The sequence below is a fragment of the Brevundimonas sp. genome, assembly GCF_035627475.1.
Taxonomy (GTDB): Bacteria; Pseudomonadota; Alphaproteobacteria; order Caulobacterales; family Caulobacteraceae; genus Brevundimonas.
The window spans coordinates 1-21,254 of sequence record NZ_DASPLR010000029.1 but is presented as its reverse complement, the minus strand read 5'-3'; the positions used below and the strand labels follow the sequence as shown (position 1 = coordinate 21,254).

General features: G+C 67.9%; 15 protein-coding genes. 8 read left to right on the top strand and 7 right to left on the bottom strand.

Features of this window, described 5'->3' with window-relative positions; translation table 11 throughout:
- Nucleotides 1-144 precede the first annotated feature (144 nt).
- From VEA62_RS07520 to VEA62_RS07505, 4 genes are all read right to left on the bottom strand, one after another.
- Nucleotides 145-1,929: an acyl-CoA dehydrogenase C-terminal domain-containing protein gene (locus VEA62_RS07520; RefSeq protein WP_324820181.1), complete on the bottom strand. Its 1,785-nt coding sequence runs from the start codon at nt 1,927-1,929 to the stop codon at nt 145-147.
- Nucleotides 1,930-1,933: 4 nt separating this feature from the next.
- Nucleotides 1,934-2,419 (bottom strand): MerR family DNA-binding transcriptional regulator, encoded by a 486-nt coding sequence (locus tag VEA62_RS07515; protein WP_324820179.1) that lies wholly within the window; start codon nt 2,417-2,419, stop codon nt 1,934-1,936.
- A 174-nt stretch (nt 2,420-2,593) separates the two neighbouring features.
- Nucleotides 2,594-3,016, bottom strand: coding sequence for a DoxX family protein (locus tag VEA62_RS07510; protein WP_324820177.1), 423 nt, complete (start codon nt 3,014-3,016; stop codon nt 2,594-2,596).
- Nucleotides 3,017-3,297: 281 nt separating this feature from the next.
- The gene (locus tag VEA62_RS07505) at nt 3,298-4,713 is read right to left on the bottom strand and encodes a protein adenylyltransferase SelO (protein ID WP_324820175.1); all 1,416 of its coding nucleotides are present in this window, start codon (nt 4,711-4,713) and stop codon (nt 3,298-3,300) included.
- Nucleotides 4,714-4,939: 226 nt separating this feature from the next.
- Between VEA62_RS07505 and nhaA the strand changes: the two genes are divergently transcribed.
- The 3 genes from nhaA to VEA62_RS07490 all read left to right on the top strand — a co-directional run bounded on the left by nhaA (nt 4,940) and on the right by VEA62_RS07490 (nt 9,669).
- Nucleotides 4,940-6,151, top strand: coding sequence for a Na+/H+ antiporter NhaA (gene nhaA, locus VEA62_RS07500; protein WP_324820173.1), 1,212 nt, complete (start codon nt 4,940-4,942; stop codon nt 6,149-6,151).
- Between the two features lie 233 nt (nt 6,152-6,384).
- Entirely contained in the window at nt 6,385-8,991 is a 2,607-nt protein-coding gene (locus VEA62_RS07495; protein ID WP_324820171.1) for a TonB-dependent receptor, read from the top strand.
- A 147-nt stretch (nt 8,992-9,138) separates the two neighbouring features.
- On the top strand, nt 9,139-9,669 hold the full coding sequence (locus tag VEA62_RS07490) for a hypothetical protein (RefSeq protein WP_324820170.1): 531 nt from the start codon (nt 9,139-9,141) through the stop codon (nt 9,667-9,669).
- Nucleotides 9,670-9,693: 24 nt separating this feature from the next.
- Here VEA62_RS07490 and VEA62_RS07485 read toward each other — a convergent pair whose 3' ends face one another.
- Together VEA62_RS07485 and VEA62_RS07480 are read right to left on the bottom strand one after the other, a co-directional pair.
- Entirely contained in the window at nt 9,694-12,783 is a 3,090-nt protein-coding gene (locus VEA62_RS07485) for an efflux RND transporter permease subunit (RefSeq protein ID WP_324820168.1), read from the bottom strand.
- Nucleotides 12,784-12,791: 8 nt separating this feature from the next.
- Entirely contained in the window at nt 12,792-13,940 is a 1,149-nt protein-coding gene (locus tag VEA62_RS07480; protein WP_324820305.1) for an efflux RND transporter periplasmic adaptor subunit, read from the bottom strand.
- A 229-nt stretch (nt 13,941-14,169) separates the two neighbouring features.
- On the opposite strand from VEA62_RS07480, the gene lepA reads away from it, so the two are divergent.
- On the top strand, nt 14,170-15,978 hold the full coding sequence (gene lepA, locus VEA62_RS07475; protein ID WP_324820166.1) for a translation elongation factor 4: 1,809 nt from the start codon (nt 14,170-14,172) through the stop codon (nt 15,976-15,978).
- Between the two features lie 15 nt (nt 15,979-15,993).
- Here the strand turns inward: lepA and VEA62_RS07470 are convergent, their stop codons facing one another.
- Entirely contained in the window at nt 15,994-16,689 is a 696-nt protein-coding gene (locus VEA62_RS07470; RefSeq protein ID WP_324820164.1) for a Crp/Fnr family transcriptional regulator, read from the bottom strand.
- 134 nt (nt 16,690-16,823) lie between these two features.
- Between VEA62_RS07470 and VEA62_RS07465 the strand changes: the two genes are divergently transcribed.
- From VEA62_RS07465 to VEA62_RS07450, 4 genes are all read left to right on the top strand, one after another.
- Nucleotides 16,824-17,639 (top strand): NYN domain-containing protein, encoded by an 816-nt coding sequence (locus VEA62_RS07465; RefSeq protein WP_324820162.1) that lies wholly within the window; start codon nt 16,824-16,826, stop codon nt 17,637-17,639.
- 160 nt (nt 17,640-17,799) lie between these two features.
- Nucleotides 17,800-19,002 (top strand): DNA (cytosine-5-)-methyltransferase, encoded by a 1,203-nt coding sequence (gene dcm, locus VEA62_RS07460; RefSeq protein ID WP_324820160.1) that lies wholly within the window; start codon nt 17,800-17,802, stop codon nt 19,000-19,002.
- Nucleotides 18,995-19,480 (top strand): very short patch repair endonuclease, encoded by a 486-nt coding sequence (locus VEA62_RS07455; protein ID WP_324820158.1) that lies wholly within the window; start codon nt 18,995-18,997, stop codon nt 19,478-19,480. The genes dcm and VEA62_RS07455 overlap by 8 nt, the downstream gene beginning before the upstream one ends.
- A complete protein-coding gene (locus VEA62_RS07450; protein WP_324820156.1) occupies nt 19,461-20,756 on the top strand; it encodes an MvaI/BcnI family restriction endonuclease in 1,296 nt (431 codons plus the stop codon). The genes VEA62_RS07455 and VEA62_RS07450 overlap by 20 nt, the downstream gene beginning before the upstream one ends.
- Nucleotides 20,757-21,254: the final 498 nt, after the last annotated feature.

The following is a 21,254-nucleotide window of genomic DNA, read 5'->3' as shown; positions in this document are numbered from 1 at the left end:
GCTTGAGCGCACGACGGCGCCAGCCGTCGTTCTTGCGCGAAAGGGTGAGGGGCTACGGTGTGAAGATGTCCGCCGCCGGACGCCCTCACCCTCCCGCTCGCTGGCGCGAGCGGGCCCCTCCCTCTCCCCTCGGGAGAGGGGTCGTTAAAACGCCTCGGCCGGCATCGCCATCAGCACCTCGGCGCCCGACTTCACCTTGGCCAGATGGGCGCCCGCGTCCGGCAGGATGCGCTCGACGAAATACCGGCCGGTGGCCAGCTTGTTGGCGTAGAACGGGTCGGTCGAACCCGCGTCGATCTGCTTCTGCGCCGCGATGGCCATCTGGGCCCAGACATAGGCCAGCGCCGTCAGGCCGAAGATGTGCAGATAGTCGGTCGAGGCCGCCCCGGCGTTGTCGGGGTTCTGCATGCCGTTCTGCATCAGCCACATGGTGGCCTCCTGCAGCTTCTTCTTGGCGTCGGCCAGGCCGTCGATGAACGGCTTCACCGTCTCGTTCCCGCCGTGCTCGGCGGTGAAGGCGTCGATCTCCGCGAACCAGGTCATGATCGCCCGGCCGCCGTTGGCCGGCAGCTTGCGGCCGACCAGATCCAGGGCCTGGATGCCGTTGGCGCCCTCGTAGATCATGGTGATCCGCGCATCGCGCAGATACTGGCTGGCCGGGAAATGCTCGGTGTAGCCGCTGCCGCCGTGCACCTGCATCGCCAGCGACGCCGCGTGGAAGCCCTTGTCGGTCAGATAGGCTTTCAGCACCGGGGTGATCAGGCCCATGTAGTCGCGGGCCTTCTGGGCCTCGGCCTCGTCGTTGGAATGCTGCAGGTCGGCCTGCAGCGCGGTCCACAGGATGAAGGCCTGGCCGCCTTCGACGAAGGCCCGGGCCTCCATCAGCATGCGCCGCACGTCCGGGTGGACCATGATCGAATCGGCCGGGCCGTCCGGGTTCTTCGGTCCGGTCAGGCTGCGGCCCTGCAGCCGCTCCTTCGCGAACTCCACCGCCGCCTGATACGCCGCCGAGCCGATCGACAGGCCCTGCAGGCCGGTGCCGAGGCGGGCCTCGTTCATCATGACGAACATCGCCGCCATGCCCTTGTTCTCGGTCCCGACCAGCCAGCCCCTGGCGTTCTCATAGGCCATGACGCAGGTGGCGTTGCCATGGATGCCCATCTTGTGCTCGAGGCCGGCGCAGCCGACGCCCGCGTTGCGCTCGCCCAGCGAACCGTCCTCATTGACGAACACCTTGGGCACGACGAACAGGCTGATGCCCTTGATCCCCGCCGGCGCCCCCTCGATCCGGGCCAGCACCAGATGGATGATGTTGTCGGTGAAGTCGTGCTCGCCCGACGAGATCCAGATCTTCTGGCCGGTGATGCTGTAGCTGCCGTCGCCGTTGGGCACGGCCTTGGTGCGGATCAGGCCCAGGTCCGTGCCGCACTGCGGCTCGGTCAGGTTCATGGTTCCGCCCCATTCGCCGGTGGCCATCTTCGGCAGATACATCGCCTTCTGCTCGTCCGAGCCGTTGGCGTTCAGGCCCCAGTAGGCGCCGGCCGTCAGGCCCGGATACATCGAGAAGGCGGCGCTGGCGGCGGCGGTGAACTGGCCGAAGGCCATGGCCACCACCGAGGGCATGCCCTGGCCGCCGTGTTCGGGCAGGGCCGACAGGGCGGGCCAGCCGGCCTCGACCATGGCCTTGTAGGCCTCCTTCCAGCCGGTCGGGCCGGTGACCTTGCCATTATCCCATTTGCAGCCTTCCTGGTCGCCGACCCGGTTCAGCGGGGCGATGACCTCCTCGGCGAATTTCGCGCCTTCCTCGAGGATCTGGCCGACCAGGTCCGACGACACGTCGGCGAAACCCGGCTGGTTGGCGTAGCGGTCGATATCCAGCACCTCGTTCAGAACGAACGTCAGGTCGCGGACAGGCGCCTTGTAGGCCATGGGGTTACGCTCTCGCTTTGAAGGGCTGGACGTTGTGGTCGGGATTGAGGCGCGACTTCAGCAGGTTCGCGTATTCCTCGGCCCCCGGCAGCAGGTCGGGCCGGTGCTCGGCCAGCTTGCGCTCCATCACGGCGCAGGCTTCCTCGGCCGTCTCTATGGCGGCGTCGAGGTCCTCGCGCTGCTGCTTCAGCGCGGCGATCTGGGCCCGGTGGCGGCGCAGGGCCACGGCCATCTGGTGGGCGTTGTGATTGTCGTGGTCGTAGAGATCCAGCATCTCCTGGATCTCCTGAAGCGAGAAGCCGATGCGGCGCCCCCGCAGGATCAGCTTCAGCCGCGCCCGGTCGCGCGCGTCATAGACCCGCGTCTGGCCCTTGCGGGCCGGGGTCAGCAGCCCCTTGTCCTCGTAGAAGCGCAGCGCCCGCGCCGTGGCCCCGAACTCGCGGCACAGCTGGCGGATCGAATAGGTGCGATGATCGTCGGCGGTCGCCATGGCCGCCAGATAAGCCGATCTTTACGTGCACGTAAAGGGAAGGTTTGTGATGACGGAGCAGGCAACAGGCAACAGGCAACAGGAAAAAGTCACGATGCGGGAGGGCGACTGGCTTGCACCGGTTCCAACGGCCACGAACCCTGTTGCCTGTTGCCTGTTGCCTGTTGCCTCGCCTCAGCGCACTTCCCGCGCCCGATGCCACAGCACCGGCGCTGTCATGGCGATCAGCGCCAGGTTGGTCACCGCCAGACCGGCCTCGAGGCCGATGGCGTGCAGGGCGAACATGATCGTCTCCAGCGCCAGCAGGCCGGCGGCCGCGGTCACCAGCAGGGGGCGGCCGTGCTTCCAGGACACCAGCGGCGCCAGCAGCAGGACGGCGAGGGCGATCTCGGCCAGGCCCAGGCCGCGCACCATGTTCTCCGACACCAGCGCCGGCCAGCGCATCAGGTCGACCAGATTGGCCATCGGCTCGCTCAGCTTGGCGTAGCCGGCGGCGATGAAGAACATCGCCAGCCAGCCCTGCAGCGTCCACAGGGTCAGATTGCGATAGCTCGCGGCCAGGCGCGAGCGGGCGGGGGAGAGAGTCTGAGAAGTCATTTTATGGGACGCCCGGGGAGAGGCGCTCTTGTGATTTGTAACAGTGGCGATGTCGGATCGCGCGAACCGTTCCGCAAGGAGGCGAAGCGAGACCGTAACCATCCGTGACCGCCTTCTGCGCGCGCCCCACGGCCAAAGCGTGGCCGTATTCATAAATCTCTGTAATGCGACGCCGGTTTCGGGCGTGTTAAGAGGCGCTCGGCGGGGGCGAGGGGAAGGCGGCACGTCGGCTCCTTTCGGCGGAGCGTCACGTCTACCGCCATCCTGCCGCCACCCTGCTGTCAGCAGCCGGCAAGGCCCCACGCCTCGCGCGCCTCCTTCAGCCGCCCCAGCTTGGCCTCGAACGGTCCCCAGTCGTCGCCGGCGTCGATCGCCGCCCAGATCGCCTCGACCTCGTCGATCAGCATCTCCTCCGGTTCCGCTGCGGCGAACATCGGATGCTCCAGCCGCTCGGGCCGGTCCGGCTCGTGTTCGAACAGGGCGAAGCGGAAGGCGTCGAAGGCCTCGCCCTGATAGAGCCTGCCGCGCGGCCCGCCCAGCGCCCGCGCCGACGAGGCGAAGCCGCCGAACCAGTCGAAGAACAGCGGCTCCCACCGCAGCCCCTCGCCGCCCTCGCGCAGCAGCGCCAGCGCCGTGTCCAGCAGCCGCTGGTCCGCCGCCTCGCCGAGGCTCGAAACCCCCAGCCGGGCCAGAAAGGCCGCGCGCAGCTCGCGGATATACGCCGGCCCGAACCCGTTCAGGGCGTCGGTCAGCGGCTCCGCCTCGGCTACCAGCTTCAGCGCCCCGCCCAGCTGGGTCAGGGCCCAGAACACCGCCTCCGGCTGGCGCGCGAAGGCATAGAGGCCGAACTGGTCGAAATAGGCCGCCGTGAACCCCGGCTCATACCAGGGCAGGAACCGCCACGGGCCGTAGTCGAAGCTCTCGCCTGTGACATTCAGATTGTCGGTGTTCAGCACCCCGTGCACGAACCCCGCCGCGATCCACCGCGCCGCCAGCCGGGCCGAGGCCTCGACCACGGCCCGCAGGAAGCCTGCGACGTCGCCCGTCGCGACCGCCGGGTGGTAGAGCGCCCGCGCGTGCTCGACCAGCGCCTCGATCATGTCCGCCCGACCGATGTAGGCGGCGCGTTGGAACGTCCCGAAGCGGATGTGGCTGTGCGACAGCCGGACCATGACGGCAGAGCGGGTAGGGGAGGGCTCGTCGCCCCGCTCCAGCGCCTCGCCGGTCTCGATCAGAGAAAGGGCGCGGCTGGTCGGAACGCCCAGCGCCTCCAGCATCTCCGCCGCCAGCACCTCGCGCACCCCGCCCTTCAGCGTCAGCCTCCCGTCGCCGCCGCGCGACCAGGGCGTCTGGCCGGACCCCTTGGTCCCAAGGTCCAGCAGCCTGCCGTCCTCGGCCCTCAGCTGGCCCGCAAGGAAGCCCCGCCCGTCGCCGAGGTCGGGGTTGTAGGTTCTGAACTGGTGCCCGTGATACCGCATCGCCACCGGCCCCGGCTGGCCCGGCAGCGGGCCGAACCGTCCGAAATGGGCGACCCATTCCTCGTCCGTCAGCCCGGCCAGGCCCACCGTCGCCGCGGCCCGGTCGTTGCGGACGCGCAGGATCGCCTGCGGAAAGTCCGCCGGCTGCACGGCGTCGCCATAGTCCTCCCCCAGATCGAAGAAGTGCGGCTCGGGACGGTAGGCGGAGGAAACGGGCATGAACCGCAGATGCGGTCTGCAGCCGCGAAGGGCAACCGCGGCGGCTCCCTCGCATGACGGGTTGAACGCTCTGGCCCGGCCCGTATTGTATCGTCAGAGATCAGGCCCTCCCCGTCGTTCGCGGCGCCGCAAGGGCCAGGCCGGCGCCCGCATCGCGGCGCGAACCCGGTCCGGCGCCCGTCGATAACCGGGCGCCACGACAGACCTTTCCAGTCCGGAGGCCGCCGTGGCGCGCAAGATCACTCTCGATTTCCTCAAGACCGAGGCCGCCTCGGGCGCCGTTCTCGGCCTCGCCGCCCTGGCGGCGCTGATCGTCGCCAACTCGCCGTTGTCCGGCGCCTATTTCGCCTGGCTGAAGAGCGAGCACGTGCTTCAGGTCGGGCCGCTGCTGCTTGAGCTGTCGATCTCGGAGTGGATCAAGGAAGGCCTGATGGCGGTCTTCTTCCTGGTTGTCGGCCTGGAGATCAAATACGAGATCCTGCGGGGCGAACTGAGCGATCCCAGGAAGCTGGCCACCCCGGTGCTGGCGGCGCTGGGCGGGATGATGGCGCCGGCCCTGGTCTATCTGGCCGTCTCCGGCGCGACCGGAGGGCCGCACGGAGGCTGGCCGATCCCGCTGGCCACCGACATCGCCTTCGCCCTGGCCGTCTTCGCCGTGGCGGCGCGCAATCTGCCCTCGTCGCTGCGGGTCTTCCTGCTGACCCTGGCGATCGTCGACGACCTCGGCGCCATCGCCCTCATCGCCATGCTGTTCTCCAGCGGCGTGGTCTGGCAGCCGCTGGTCTGGGTGGTCGGCCTGCTGCTGGCCGGCGGCGTCTTCGCCCGCTTCTCGAAGATTCCCGCGCCGTTCTGGGTGCTGGGCTTCGGCCTGATCTGGTATCTGACCGTGCTGTCGGGCCTGTCGACCTCGCTCACGGCCGTGGCCTTCGCCGCCATCGTGCCGGTCAACGACCGCCGATGCGACGGCCAGAGCCCGCTTCAGGAGGCGATGCACGACCTGCACCCCTATGTCGCCTATCTGGTCCTGCCCCTGTTCGCCTTCGCCAAGGCCGGCGTCAGCTTCGCCGGCCTGTCGCTGGAGCAGGCCTTCGCCCCCCTCGTCCTCGGCGTCGCCATGGGCCTGTTCATCGGCAAGCAGCTCGGCGTGCTCGGCGCCGCCTGGCTGGCCTCGGCGCTGAAGATCGGCCACCGCCCGACCGGCGCGACCTGGCTCGAGCTCTATGGCGTCAGCCTGCTCTGCGGCGTCGGCTTCACCATGAGCCTGTTCATCGGCGTCCTGGCCTTCCCCGGCGCCATCGACTCGCCCCAGCAGGTCGAGGTGAAGCTGGGCGTGCTGGGCGGGTCATTCCTGTCGGCTGTCGCCGGCGCCGCGGTGCTGGCCTTTGCTGGACGTCGGCGCAAGGAATTGGTCGTGGACGGCGCCGATACTGCCCAATAGTGGGCGAATATTGACCTAACGTCATCGGTTTCTGTCGCTTTTGCGTCACAGTCAGGCTGGGGCCATGGCTGAAATGGGGCTGGGCGGGCCCCGAATGCTTGTGGCGGAGTCCAGCTTGGATTACCCCGAACACTGGAGTTTCCGCGCTCCGCAAGAAGGGCGCGGGCCAGGGATCAGGAAACGCCGCGGCAACCCGTTCCATGCGGGACCCCGGCCAATGTCGGGGAGCGACCATGCGCCTTACCAACCTTCTTCGCAGCACCGCGTCCGCCGCCGTCGTCGGCGCTGTGGCGTTCGGCTTCGCCGGCGGGGCCGCCGCCCAGGACACCGGGCAGGAGCGGGCCACCACCGTCGACGACATCATCGTCACGGCGCAGAAGCGCGAGCAGAACCTGCAGGACGTGCCGATCGTGGTCACCACCCTGTCCCAGGAGACCCTGCAGGACGCGGGCGTCCGCGACATCAAGGACCTGCAGATCCTGACCCCCGGCCTGACGGTCACCTCGACCTCGTCGGAAGCCTCCACCACCGCGCGTATCCGCGGCGTCGGCACGGTCGGCGACAACCCCGGCCTGGAAAGCTCGGTCGGCGTGGTCATCGACGGCGTCTATCGCTCGCGCAACTCGGTCGGCTTCGGGGACCTGGGCGAACTGTCCCGCATCGAGGTCCTCAAGGGCCCGCAGGGCACCCTGTTCGGCAAGAACACCTCGGCCGGCGTCATCAACATCATCACCGAGGCCCCGTCGTTCACGCCGGGCTTCAACGCCGAGGCCACCATCGGCAACTACGGCGCCATGGCCGTTTCGGGCTCGGTCACCGGCCCGATCAGCGACACCCTGGCCTTCCGCCTGTACGCCGGTCGCCGCCTGCGCGACGGCTTCATGGACATCAACACCGGTGACGGCCCGCGTCAGGAAACGGACGACAACAACCAGGACTTCGGCACCGTTCGCGGCCAGCTGCTGTGGCTGCCCAACGACAACACCTCGCTCCGCCTGATCGCCGACTATTCGTCGCGTGACGAGTACTGCTGCGTCGGCGCCCAGATCCGCACCGGCCCGACCTATCCGTTCGTCGACGGCCTCTCGAACGGGACGGGCCAGCGGCCGCCGGCCGCCGGCTTCGACCTGCTGCCCTTCTCGCGGCAGGGCTTCGCCAACCGGTCGACCGGCCAGGAAGTCGAGGACAAGGGCGTTTCGCTCGAGGCCAACATCGACCTGCCGTCCATGTTCGGCGGCGCGACCCTGACCTCCGTGACCTCGTGGCGTGACTGGTCGTCCAGCCTCGGCCAGGACATCGACTTCACGGGCGCGGACATCGCCTATCGCGTCCAGGACGGCGACTACGGCTACACGGTCGAGAACCTGACCCAGGAAATCCGCCTCGCCGGTCAGACCGACGCCCTCGACTGGCTGGTCGGCTTCTTCGCCACCAAGGAAGACATCGGCCGCACCGACAGCTGGTATTTCGGCGCTGACTACACTCCCTTCCTGTCGTTCCTGCTCAGCGCCCGGCTGAACGCGGCCAACCCCGCCCTGCCGATCAGCCCGAACACCATCGGCTGCTATACGGTGGCGGGCCAGACGCCGGTCGGCTTCGGCACCTGCCTCGGCACCGGCGGCGCCGTCGGCGGCGGCGGACCGGGCTTCACGGTCGGCCAGGGCTTCGAGGACCGCTACGAGCAGGAATCGACCTCGATCGCCCTGTTCACCAACAACACCTGGCACGTCACCGACGCGTTCGATCTGACCGTCGGCCTGCGCTACACGATGGACGACAAGAGCCTGACGGGGCTGCAGACCAACACCAACGGCAACGGCGGAACCTGCGGCGCGGCGCTCGCCAACGCCGGGGCCATCGGCGCGGTGCTGGGCGCCGCCACCCCGACGATCCTCGGGAACTTCTGCCTTCCGTGGTCGAACATCGCGTTCAACAACCGCGCCATCTCCGAGGAATTCGACGACAGCGAAATCAGCGGCACGGTCAAGGCGTCCTACCGCCTCAGCCCGTCGATCCTGACCTATGTCTCGTACGCCCGCGGCTACAAGAGCTTCGGCTACAACCTCGACCGCGTGCAGGCCGGCATCACCCCGACCGCCTCGACCCTGTTCCCGTCGGAAGTCGTGGACAGCTACGAAGCCGGCGTGAAGATGACCCTGCTGGATCGCAGCCTGCTGCTGAACGCCACCTATTTCGACCAGACGTTCGAGGACTTCCAGCTCAACACCTTCCTCGGCACCGCCTTCGTGGTGGAGTCGATCCCCGAGCTGACCTCGCGCGGTGTCGACGCCGACTTCCTGTGGTTCTCGCCGATCGAAGGCCTGAGCTTCCAGGGCGGCGTGACATGGACGGACGCCCAGTACGGCGAGTTCACGGCCGCCGATCTGGCGAACCCGGGCAACTTCCCGCAGCTGTCGCTGCTGCCCGGAGCCGAGGCCTCGTTCGCTCCGGAATGGTCGGGCACGCTGTCGATCAACTTCGACCGCAACATCGGCGAAGACCTGCGCGTCGGCTTCAGCCTCGCCGGCAAATACATGAGCGACTACAACACCGGCTCGGACCTGATCCCCTTCAAGCAGCAGGACGCGTTCACCACCCTGAACGGCCGCTTCCTGATCGGGACCGCGGACGAGCGCTGGACGGCCGAGTTCTGGGTCCAGAACCTGACCGACGAGGAGTACATCCAGGTCGCCTACAACGCCCCGCTGCAAGGCTCGGCGTTCCAGACGACGGTCCAGCCGAACGGCACCTACTACAACCCGGCCCTGGACACCCAGACCTACGACGCCTTCCTGGGCGCGCCGCGGACCTACGGCGCCACCCTGCGCATCAAATACTGATCGCGCCGCCGTCAGGCGGAACGGAACGGGCCGGCCGGGGGAGACCCCGGCCGGCTTTTTCCTGACCGGCGGGTCGGCCCTGGCGTCCCTCCATGGCTGGCCGGGAGGTGGCGGCGGGTCCAGGCTTCACCCGAAACGGAGGACGGATTGCCGGAGATTGATCAGACGACCGCCGCCGCCCTGGGGTGGCCCAAGGCGAAATACGCCTGGATCGAGCGCGAGCGCCGCTGGCTGTGCCGCGCCGTGCCCTTCGACAGGGTGGTGCGCAGCGAGGCGTTCACCGATCTCTATGTCGAGGGGACGCAGCTCCGGCTCCGTGAGGCGGTTCCGCTGGACGGCGGCGCCCCGATGCGCCGGCTGGGCCGCAAGGCCGACGTCAGTGCATCGATCCGCCTGCTGACCTCGATCTATCTCTCGCCCGAGGAGTACCGGCTGCTGTCCTCGCTGCCCGGAAAGGTGCTGCGCAAGACGCGGCACTACCTCGGAAAGGTCGCGGGCGCCGATGTGTCGGTGGACGTGTTCGAGGGCGCCCTCTCCGGCCTCGTCATGGCCGAGGCTGAGTTCGCCGACGCCGACGCCATGGCCGCATGGCCGATGCCGGACTTCGCCTTGCGCGAGGTCACCGACGATATCCGCTACACCGGCGGCAGGCTGGTGACAGACGGGCTGCCGGAATAGCGCCGGCCGTCCGCCTGCCGCCGCCTACTCGGCCGGGGCCGGCTCGCCGCCGCGGTTCGGCTCGTGACGCTGGCTGGCGAACATCTTGCCCATCCGCCGCCTGAAGAAGCCGGAGATGTCGTCGACGATGGTGAAGATCGGCGGGATGAACAGCAGCGACAGGAAGGTCGAGGAGATCAGGCCCCCGACCACGGCGATGGCCATCGGCTGACGGAATTCGACATCCGCCCCCCAGCCCACCGCCACCGGCATCATGCCCGCGCCCATGGCGAAGGTGGTCATCAGGATCGGCCGCGCCCGCTTGTGCGCCGCGTCCATGATGGCCTCGAACCGCGTCATCCCGTCCTTCTCCGCCATGACGATATAGTCGACCAGAAGGATGGAGTTCTTGGCCGCGATGCCCATCAGCATCAGCACCCCGATCAGCGACGAGATCGAGAAGCTGGAGCCGCCGATCATCAGCGCCACGAACGCTCCGCCGATGGCCAGCGGCAGCGAGGCCATGATGGTCACCGGATAGGCGAAGCTGCGGAACAGCAGCACCAGCACGGCGTACATCAGCAGGACCCCGGTGGCGAAGGCGATGGCGAAGCCGGTGATCATCTCCTGGATGAACTCCGCGTCCCCGGCCGGCACCTGGCGGACGCCCGGCGGCAGCTCCTTCACCGAGGGCAGTTTCTGCACCGCCGCGGCGGCCTCGCCGGAACGGATCCCGTCCAGCTCGGCGGTGATCGAGGCGATCCGCGCCCGGTCCTGGCGCAGCACCTGCGACGGGCCGGCGCCGAACTGGATGTCGGCCACGGCGCTGAGCGGCACGGCGCCGCCGGTATTGGTCGGCACGCGCAGGTTCTCGAGCACCGACAGGTCCTCGCGCGCGTCTGACGTCAGCTGCAGCCGGATCGGCACCTGGCGGTCGCCGAGATTGTATTTCGGCAGGTTCTGCGCGATGTCGCCCAGCGTGGCGACGCGAATGGTCTGCGAGATGTCACGGGTCGAGACGCCCATCAGGGCGGCCTGGTCCGGCCGGGGCACGACGAGGATCTCGGGCCGGGCGATCGAGGCCGTGTTGACCACATTGGCGAGGCCGGGAACGGTCCGCATCTCGGCTTCGATCTTGCGGGCCGCGGCCTGCAGGGCCTCCGGATTGTCGCTCAGGATGGCGAAGGTGTAGCTGGTGCCGTCCGACGGTCCGCCGCCCTGGTTGCCGGTCCCCGCCCCGATCCGGGCGCCCGGAATGGATTTCCAGCCGTCGACCATCTTGCGCGCGAATTCCTGCTGGCTCAGCGCACGGTCGCCCTTGTCCACCATGTCGGCGTAGAGATTGGCCTGGTTGACCTCCTGGCCGCCGATCTGGGCGAACACTGAGGTCACTTCCGGCTGCTGCTGCAGGTCGCGGGTCAGCCGCTGCACGATGGCGTCGGTCTGGCGCAGCGTCGCGCCGGGGGGCAGCTCGACCGAGAAGGCCGCGCGGCCCTCGTCGCCCGACGGCGAGAATTCGAACGGCACCCGGGTAGCCAGGAAGCCGCAGGCGAAGAACAGGACGGTGCCGATGCCGAACACCTTCCAGCGGTTGCCCAGCGACCAGCGCAGCGACTTCAGATAGCCGCTCATCCAGAACGGATCGGCGTCCTCATGTTTGGTGTGCTTCAGCAGATAGGCCGCCATCAGGGGCGTAAGCGTCCGGGCCACGACCAGCGAGAACGCCACCGACACGCAGGCGGCGAGGGCGAAGGCCTTGAAGAACTGGCCGATGATGCCCGGCATGAACCCGACCGGCGCGAACACCGCCAGGATGGTGGCGGTGGTGGCGACCACCGCCAGGCCGATTTCGTCGGCCGCCTCCATCGAGGCGTTGTAGGGCGACTTCCCGTCGCGCATGTGCCGGACGATGTTCTCGATCTCGACGATGGCGTCGTCGACGAGGATGCCGATGGTCAGGGACAGGGCCAGCAGGGTGACCACGTTCAGCGACTGGTCCAGCGGCCCGAGGATGGCGAAGGCGGGGATCAGCGACAGCGGCATGGCCGTGGCTGTGATGAAGGTCGCCCGCCAGTCGCGCAGGAAGATGAACACCACCACGACCGCCAGCACCGCGCCCAGCAGCAGCGCCTCCAGCGAGGCGATGTAGCTTTCCTCGATGTATTCGACGCTGGCCGTGACCTGTTCGATGGTCAGTTCGGGATGGGCCTCGTCGATCTCGGCCACGCGTTCGCGTACCCGTTCGGCGACCTTGACCTCGCTGGCCGTGCGCGAGCGCAGGAAGTTGAAGGTGACGGCTTCCTGGCCGTTGTAGCGGGCCAGGCGGCGCGGTTCGCTCCAGTGGTCCTCAACCGTGCCGAGGTCGCCCAGCCGGACCGACCGGTTGCCGCCCATCGGGATCAGGGTCTCGCGCAGTTCCTCGATCGAGCCGGCCGACCCCAGGGTGCGGATCGAGCGCTCGGCGCCCGAAATGGTCACCCGCCCGCCGGGCAGGTCGCTGTTCACCGAGGTCAGGGCCTGGCTGACCGAGGCGGCGGTCAGGCCGTAGGAGGCGAGGCGGTCGGGATCCAGTTCGACGCGGATCTCCCGATCCACGCCGCCCGAGCGGTTGACCTCGCCGACGCCGCTGATCGCCAGCAGCGACCGGCTGACCTCGTTGTCGATGAACCAGCTCAGCTCTTCCGGCGTCATGGTCTGCGCCCGGACCACCCAGGTGATCAGGGCGTCGCCGGTGATGTCGATGCGCTGGACGCTCGGCTCCTGCATGTCCTGCGGCAGGTCGGCCCGAAGTCCGCTCATGGCGTTGCGGACGTCGTTGGTCGCCCGCTCGGTGTCGGTGCCCAGTTCGAACTCGATGGTGGTCACCGACGAGCCGTCGGTGATCTGCGAGTTGATGTGGCGCACGCCCGACAGGCCGGAGAGGGAGTCCTCGATCAGCCGGGTGACCTGCACCTCCATCTCGCTGGGGGCCGCGCCGGGACGGCCCGCGGCGACCAGCACCAGCGGGAAGTCGATGTCCGGATTGTTGTTGATCCGCATCCCCATGAAGCCGTTGACGCCCGCCAGCGTCAGCAGCACGAACATCAGGATGATCGGGATCGGATTCTTGATCGACCAGGATGAGATATTCTTCATGGCCGGGGCTACTTCTTCGCCGCGGCGGCGGGCGCGCGGGTCGCGGGCGCGGCCGCCGGGCGGGCGGCGGCGACGGTGACGCGATCCCCGTCGCCGAGGAAGCCGGCCCCCTCGACCACCACGCGGACGCCGGCCTCGATGCCGCTGACGGCGGCGCGGTCCGTCGTCCGCGACAGGACGACGACCTGCCGGAAGCGGGCGCGGCCATCGGTCCCCAGCACGAACACCCCGGCCCGGTTCTCGCGGTACAGGATGGAGGCCATCGGCACGGTCACGGCCGGCTGGTCGCCGACCTGGATGCGGGCGCGGGCGAACATGCCGGGGCGGAAGCCGCCGCCGGACAGGGCGATGCGCGCCACGCCCAGCCGGGTCTCGGCGTTGACCTCGGGCGTCACGATGCGGACCGTTCCGGTGGTCTCTCCGACCTCGTCGGACGAGACGACCGCGGACTGACCGGCGCGCACCAGGCCCAGTTCCGTCTCGGGCACCTGGGCGTCGAGCTCCAGCCGGCCGTCGCGGACGATGCGGAACAGCTCGGTCCCGGCGGCGACGATCTGGCCACGGGTGACGCTGCGGCTGATCACCAGGCCCGAGACGGGCGCCCGGATGGTGGCCTGGGCCAGGCGGGTGCGGGTCTCCGACAGCGACGCCTGCGCGGCCGCGAGATTGGCTTGGGACGAGCGCTGGTTGGCGAGGGCGGTGTCCAGCCCGGCCTGGCTGAGGAAGCCGCGCTCCTTCAGTTCCTGCGCCCGCGCCAGGGCCGCGTCGTCGCGCGCCGCATTGGCCTGGGCGGTCTGCACCGCCGCCTGCTGCTGGCGCAGCTGGGCCTGCAGCAGGGCGTCGTTGAGCTGGACCAGCGGCTGGCCCTGCCGGACGTAGCGCCCCTCGTCGACGAAGACCCCGGTGGCGGTCAGGCCGCCGGTCTCGGCGCCCACCGGCACCTCTTCCCAGGCCGAGACGGTGCCTGAGGCGGTGACCGTGCGGGGCAGGTTCTGCAGCGCGGCCGTCGCGACCGAGACCGTCAGGCTGCTGCCGCCGGTGGCGCCCGCCCTGGTCTCAGCCTTCTTGGCGCTGTCCTCGCCCCCGCCGCAGGCGGCGAGCGCCATCGTCAGGGCCAGGGTCAGGACCGCCGCGCCGGTCCGGCTGTTCCGCATCATGTTCGCCACGTCTGATCCCCATGCAGCGCGGAGGGGAGCCGCGCGCCTGTGTCGGGCCGCCGGTCGTGGCGATCCTTGTCATCGGCCGTTGAATAGCGGTTTCGCGATCTCTTCTCAAACGCGAATCCGCCGCCTTACGTCGATGTAATCCGCCACAAAATCAGTGGCAGAGCCGCCCGGGACGCCGTCCGCGTTGGCGATCCGGCCCCGCCGTGCTACCGGCGCGGCCATGACGACCCCTCCCATCGAACGCATCCGCAATTTCAGCGTGGTCGCCCACATCGACCACGGCAAATCGACCCTGTCCGACCGCCTGATCCAGCACACGGGCGGGCTGACGGCGCGCGAGATGTCGGCGCAAGTCCTTGATAACATGGACATCGAGAAGGAGCGGGGGATCACCATCAAGGCGCAGACCGTGCGCCTGAACTACAAGGCCAGGGACGGCCTCGACTACGTCCTCAACCTGATGGACACCCCCGGCCACGTCGACTTCGCCTATGAGGTCAGCCGCTCGCTCGCCGCCTGCGAGGGTTCCCTGCTGGTGGTCGACGCCTCCCAGGGCGTGGAAGCCCAGACCCTGGCCAACGTCTATCAGGCCATCGACAACAACCACGAGATCGTCCCCGTCCTCAACAAGATCGACCTGCCCGCCGCCGAGCCCGACCGGGTGCGCGAGCAGATCGAGGACGTCATCGGCCTCGACGCCTCCGACGCCGTCCTGTGCAGCGCCAAGTCCGGCCTCGGCATCGAGGACGTGCTGGAGGCCATCGTCACCCGCCTGCCGCCCCCCAAGGGCGACCCCGCCGCCCCGCTCAAGGCGATGCTGGTCGACGCCTGGTACGACCCCTACCTCGGCGTCGTCCTGCTGGTCCGCGTCTTCGACGGCGTCCTCAAGGCCGGCCAGCGCATCAAGATGATGCAGTCGGGCTCGACCCATCTGGTCGACCGCGTCGGCGTCTTCACGCCCAGGAACACCCCGGTCGACCAGCTGTCGGCAGGCGAGGTCGGCTTCATCACCGCCCAGATCAAGGAGGTCGCCCACGCCGCCGTCGGCGACACCATCACCGACGAGAAACGCCCCACCGCCGAACCCCTCAAGGGCTTCAAACAGGTCCAGTCGGTGGTCTTCTGCGGCCTCTTCCCGGTCGACGCCGCCGATTTCGAGGACCTGCGCGCCGCCATCGGCCGCCTGCGCCTCAACGACGCCAGCTTCACCTATGAGATGGAATCCAGCGCCGCCCTCGGCTTCGGCTTCCGCTGCGGCTTCCTCGGCCTGCTCCACCTCGAGATCATCCAGGAGCGCCTCAGCCGGGAGTTCAACCTCGACCTGATCGCGACCGCCCCCAGCGTGGTCTACAAGATCAGCCTGCGCGACGGCTCGGAGATCGACCTGCACAACCCGGCCGACCTGCCCGACGTGATGCAGATCATGGAAATCCGCGAGCCGTGGATCAAGGCGACCATCCTGACCCCCGACGAATACCTCGGCGGCGTCATCAAGCTGTGCCAGGACCGCCGCGGCTCCCAGGTCGAGCTCAGCTACGTCGGCTCCCGCGCCCTCGTCGTCTACGAACTGCCCCTCAACGAGGTCGTCTTCGACTTCTACGACCGGCTGAAATCCATCTCCAAGGGCTACGCCTCCTTCGACTACGAGCTGACCGACTACAAGCCCGGCGACCTGGTCAAGATGTCGATCCTCGTCAACGCCGAGCCGGTCGACGCCCTCTCCATGCTGGTCCACCGCGCCCGCGCCGAGACCCGCGGCCGCGGCATGGTCGAGAAGATGAAGGAGCTGATCCCGCCCCACCTCTTCCAGATCCCCATCCAGGCGGCCATCGGCGGCAAGATCATCGCCCGCGAAACCGTCCGCGCCCTGCGCAAGGACGTCACCTCGAAATGCTACGGCGGCGACGCCACCCGCAAGAAGAAGCTGCTCGAGAAGCAGAAGGCCGGCAAGAAGCGCATGCGCCAGTTCGGCAAGGTCGAGATCCCGCAGGAAGCCTTCATCGCGGCGCTGAAGATGGATGAGGATTGAGGGGGCCAGGCCCCCCTACGGCATCACCCCCGCCCCCTCGATCCGCCCCCGCTCCATCGCATAGCATTCGCACGCCAGCCGCTCGAGCAGCGGCCGGTCCAGCACCCGCACCACCCCCCGGCTGTAGCGGATCGCGCCGCGGTCCCTCAGCTGGTTGGCCGCCTCGTTGACGGTGGTGCGCTGCGCCCCCAGCAGCCCGGCCAGCTCCTCCTGGGTCAGGCGGACGTCCTCGCCCGGCGTCAGGTCCGAGGCCGCCAGCAGCCAGCGCGCCACCCGCGGCAGGGCCGTGTGCACCGCATTGCAGGCCGCGTGCTGCACCGCCTGCATCTGATAGACGTACGACAGCCGCAGCAGCTGGTTCAGCAGCGGCTCGCTGACCCGGAACCGCTCCATCAGCACCCGCGCCGGCAGGACGTGCACCGTCCCCGGGATCCGCGCCGCCACCTCCCAGCCGCACGGCACGCCGGCCATCACCGGGGCCAGCCCCGACAGCCCCTCGCGCCCGACCACCGCCGTCTCGATGGCCCAGCCGTCGGAGAACCGCACCAGATTGGCCAGCTGGGCGTCGGCGGGGAAATGCACCTCGCTCACCACCCTGTCCTGTTCGATCAGGACCTGGCCGGGCGTCACCTCCATGGGCCGCAGGTGCGGGGACAGCGCCTCCAGATCGGCGGGGTCGAGGCTGTCGAGGAAATGGTTGTCGAAGGCCATGTCGGCGCAACAACGTCCGGCGTCGCCGTTTCGCTGCGTCGGCTGCCCGACACAGGCCGGCCGCCGCGCCCCCTCGCGGTTGACCCGCCCGCGGCGCCGCGCCACACCGGCCCTCATCGAGGAGCACCACGCCCATGGCGACCGACCCATCCAGAGCCGCCGACCGCGCCCCGCGCCTGGCCGTGCTGATCGACGCCGAGAACGCCTCTCCGCGCATCGCCGAGGCCCTGTTCACCGAGATCGCCACCCTCGGCGAGGCCTCCGCCCGGCGCATCTACGGCGACTTCGCCTCCGCCCAGATCCAGGGCTGGACCCGCGTCCTCGCCCGCTTCGCCATCCAGCCCCAGCAGAATTTCGCCAACACCAAGGGCAAGAACTCCGGCGACATCGCCCTCGTCATCGACGCCATGGACCTGCTGCATTCGGGCCGGTTCGACGGCTTCTGCCTCGTCTCCTCCGACGCCGACTTCACCCGTCTGGCCTCGCGCATCCGCGAAGAGGGCGTCGACGTCTACGGCTTCGGCGAGCGCAAGACGCCCGAAAGCTTCCGCCAGGCCTGCACCCGTTTCATCTACACCGAGAACCTGACCGGCCGCGCCGTCTCCGACAATGACGACGAGCCCGCCGCCGCCGCCGCCGCCGGCTCCGCCCGCGGCCGCAAGTCCGACGTCACGGCCGCCCCCGCCGAGCCCGGCGCCACCCCCGCCCCCGGCAAACGCCCCCCGTCCGAGGCCGCCCGCCTCATCGCCAGCGTCATCGCCGACATGGACGACGACGGCGCCGGCTGGGTCAATGCGGGCGGCATCGCCAACCGCCTGCGCAACGCCTACCCGGATTTCGACCAGCGCAGCTACGGCTACGCCAAGCTCTCGGACCTGATCCGGGCGACGGGGCGGTTCGAGGTCGAGACCAGCGCCGGCGGGGCGATGCGGGTGAGGGATCGGGCGTAATCCCCCGCCTTCTCCGTCATCCCCAGGCTTGGCCCGCCAAGGCGCAGACGGTGACGCTCCGGTAGGAAACCGGAAACCTGTTCATGATCAGGTTGTTCCTGACTTGTTCTCCTGGCGGAATCTCTCCAACCTGCCACGCTGAACAAGCGCGGAGTCGGCCGTGTCGGAGTATGCCCTCATGGTGAAACAGGCTGGCCAGGCGACGGCCGACAAGGCAGTCGACCTCGGCTTCATCGAAGGCCCCGTCCGTCCGGCGGCGAAACAACCCGCGCTGAAGCTTATCCGGGGCGACAAGGATTCCGATCCGGCAGACTTCACCTTCATCGACCTGTTCGCCGGCATCGGTGGCCTGCGTCGAGGCTTTGAATCAATCGGTGGCCGCTGCGTCTTCACTTCGGAATGGGACAAGTACAGCCAGAAGACATACCGAGCGAACTTCCCCGACGACGATCACGAGATCAACGGCGACATCACCAAGATCGAGGCGGCGGATATCCCGGCTCACGACGTGCTGCTGGCCGGCTTCCCGTGCCAGCCGTTTTCCATCGCCGGCGTGTCGAAGAAGAACGCCTTGGGCCGGGCGCACGGCTTTGAGGATAAAACCCAGGGCACGCTGTTCTACGACGTCGCACGCATCATCGCCCATCACCGCCCGGCGGCCTTCCTGCTGGAAAACGTCCGCAACCTTGTCAGCCACGACAAGGGCAAGACCTTCCAGACCATCAGGGACGTCCTGACCGAGGAGCTCGGCTACAAGATCGACTTCCGCGTCATCGACGGACGCTACTGGACGCCCCAGCACCGCGAGCGGATTTTCATCATCGGTTTCCGTGAGGATCAGGGCTTCCGCTTCGCCGACATGAACCTGCCGGAGGCCGCTCCGAAGCTCGGGGAGATTCTCCACCGCGAGGGCGACGAGACGGAGATTCCGGATCAGCGCTTCACCTTGGGCAACTCGGGTCGGGTGGCCGAAAAATATACGCTGACCGATCATCTCTGGAACTATCTTCAGCGCTACAAGGAGAAGCACCAGGCCGCCGGCAACGGCTTCGGCTTTGGTCTCGTCGGTCCCGACGACGTCGCCCGCACGCTCTCGGCCCGCTATTACAAGGATGGCTCGGAAATTCTCGTGAAGCAGGAAGAGGGCAAGAATCCCCGTCGCCTGACACCGAGAGAATGCGCCCGCCTGATGGGCTTCGACTCGCCCCGCGGCGCGGAGTTCATCATCCCCGTCTCGGACACCCAGGCCTATCGCCAGTTCGGAAATTCTGTTGTGGTGCCGGCCGTGAAAGCCGTCGCCGAACATATGAAGCCGCACCTCTTCGCCGCGCTCGGAAAACGGCCGAAGGCGGCTGTTGGCTGACGTCGTTGACCCGGCGACCCGCAGCCGGATGATGTCCGGCATCCGGGGCAAGAACACCAAGCCGGAGCTGCTGATCCGCAAGGCCCTGCACGCACGCGGTTTCCGCTACCGGCTGCATTGCAAGGACCTGCCGGGCAACCCGGACCTGTGCCTGCCGAAATACCGCGCGGTGATCTTCGTCCACGGCTGCTTCTGGCACGGCCACGACTGCCACCTGTTCAAATGGCCGAAGACGCGGCCGGAGTTCTGGCGGGAGAAGATCGGGCGGAACAGGGCGGTGGACATACAAGCAGAACGCCGGCTGATTGAAACGGGCTGGCGGGTGGCGGTCGTATGGGAGTGCGCTTTGAAGGGGTCTCGCCGATGGCCGATGGCAAAGGTTATCGCTGCCTGCCAGAGTTGGTTGTTATCGTCGGCGGCCAGACTGGAAATCCCGTCGAACCACGGGGTTGGGGGCAATGAATCTCAAAACAATTGAGAGGGCTATGCTCGCCCAAGGAGTGATCAAGCTCCTGTTCAAGTATCTGTCGCCGAACGATAATTCCAAGAACCAAATCTACCTCGCGGGTAGCTTGGATATTCTGAACATCCTCCCGATGGGGGAAGTCCGCTCTGTCAGCACGCCAAAGGGAAAGCACATCCTGAGCGCGGCGGTGGACCTGCACTGGCTTCGGTTCGAGGGGGATCCGGTCCCCGCTCCTCACGCCCAACTCATTCTGTACCCTCAATATCCTGAGGTCCGGCTTTCTGGCTTCCTGCGCGGAACGAAAGGCGCTCCCAACGAGATAATGGCAACCCGGGACGAGGGCCGGGTACTGTTCCTCGGTGTTGCGTCGTCAGGTCAGATATTCGCTCATGCCGCGAAGGATGCAGCCTTGGTGGCCGAGCTGGCTCGCCTTGCGGACTTGGAGGAGACGGGTGCATTCCGACATTTGCCGATCGGGACCGCAGACACTTCGCGCTATCGTCTCCTTGAACGGTTGGCTGCAATTGCTTCGTCCGGCTGGCTACCGGCACAGCGACTGCAAACGGATGGTCGTATCGGTCCTTGTCTCGGGACCAACTGCGGCGGCTACACCTTGGAAGCCGAGCTGGGCATCGCGCCCAACGGCAGAAGCGAGCCGGATTTTGAAGGGTGGGAACTCAAGAGCCACGCAGTGACGCGCTTCGACAGGCTTGGTGTGGGTCAACTGACTTTGATGACGCCCGAACCGACCGGCGGAATCTACAAACTCGGCGGCGCGGCTTCGTTCGTCCGACGGTTTGGATACGCTGATCAGTCGACCGAAGATCGGCTGAACTTTTCGAGTCCGCACTATGCTTGGACTCGCAACGACCTCACCGGCCTGACTCTCAACCTGCTCGGCTACGACAGGGAAAAAGGGAGGATTGTTGACCCCCATGCCTCTTTTGCGCTGCTCAATGACGAAGGCGAGATTGCTGCGGAGTGGCACTATGCCGGTTTGCTCACCCACTGGAACCGAAAGCACGACAAGGCGGCCTACGTGCCGAGCCTGTGTCAACGGGGCGATCCAGTCCAGTATCGGTACGGTGACCGCGTTCGGCTTGGTACCGGTACTGACTTTGATCGATTCCTTTTGGCCATCTCAACCGGCGCAATCTGGTATGACCCGGGCATCAAGCTTGAGGGTGTCTCAACGCCCAATCCGCGTCTGAAACGGCGGAGTCAGTTTCGTATCCGTTCGGCCAATCTGGCCAGGCTTTATGCCCGGTTCGAAGAGGTCGATCTTTGAAACCAGGTGCGTGCGCGAACCACCCCTCTCCCAAACCGGGAGGGGCCACCCTCCTTCCTTTCGTCATCCTCCGGCAAGCGGCGCAGCCGCGCAGACCGGGGGACCCAGCGGCGCCGAAGGCGATCTGTTCAGGCAGACTGCCAACAGCGGCGCTCCCGACAGGGTCGCGCTCGCGCGCGCCGCTGGGTCCCCCGGTCGCGCCTGCGGCGCGCCGGAGGATGACGAAAGAGGAATTGCTGCGCTGCAAATCCCGCCTCTGTCTCCATAATCCGGACAGCCAACCGGCTGTTTTCCCTGCACATCATCCCCGCGCCAGCGTCACGAACCCGCCGCGGTAAAAACCCGGCGCATACTATTCCCATCCCGTCGATGGGGAGGGCGTCGGATCCACGCTCCTCGACGACGGCGGGCTGTGGTCGAGCGATGAAGCCCGGACGATGGAGAGTCCGGGGGTCCTCGAGGGCAGGGATGGATCCTGCCCGCTTGCTCGCCGCGCGC

Bases quoted from the DNA above. Each gene is read 5' to 3' on its own strand.
- VEA62_RS07520 (WP_324820181.1), bottom strand. From the start codon at position 1,929: ATGGCCTACAAGGCGCCTGTCCGCGACCTGACGTTCGTTCTGAACGAG.
- VEA62_RS07515 (WP_324820179.1), bottom strand. From the start codon at position 2,419: ATGGCGACCGCCGACGATCATCGCACCTATTCGATCCGCCAGCTGTGC.
- VEA62_RS07510 (WP_324820177.1), bottom strand. From the start codon at position 3,016: ATGACTTCTCAGACTCTCTCCCCCGCCCGCTCGCGCCTGGCCGCGAGC.
- VEA62_RS07505 (WP_324820175.1), bottom strand. From the start codon at position 4,713: ATGCCCGTTTCCTCCGCCTACCGTCCCGAGCCGCACTTCTTCGATCTG.
- VEA62_RS07495 (WP_324820171.1), top strand. From the start codon at position 6,385: ATGCGCCTTACCAACCTTCTTCGCAGCACCGCGTCCGCCGCCGTCGTC.
- VEA62_RS07485 (WP_324820168.1), bottom strand. From the start codon at position 12,783: ATGAAGAATATCTCATCCTGGTCGATCAAGAATCCGATCCCGATCATC.
- VEA62_RS07480 (WP_324820305.1), bottom strand. From the start codon at position 13,940: ATGATGCGGAACAGCCGGACCGGCGCGGCGGTCCTGACCCTGGCCCTG.
- lepA (WP_324820166.1), top strand. From the start codon at position 14,170: ATGACGACCCCTCCCATCGAACGCATCCGCAATTTCAGCGTGGTCGCC.
- VEA62_RS07470 (WP_324820164.1), bottom strand. From the start codon at position 16,689: ATGGCCTTCGACAACCATTTCCTCGACAGCCTCGACCCCGCCGATCTG.
- VEA62_RS07465 (WP_324820162.1), top strand. From the start codon at position 16,824: ATGGCGACCGACCCATCCAGAGCCGCCGACCGCGCCCCGCGCCTGGCC.
- VEA62_RS07450 (WP_324820156.1), top strand. From the start codon at position 19,461: ATGAATCTCAAAACAATTGAGAGGGCTATGCTCGCCCAAGGAGTGATC.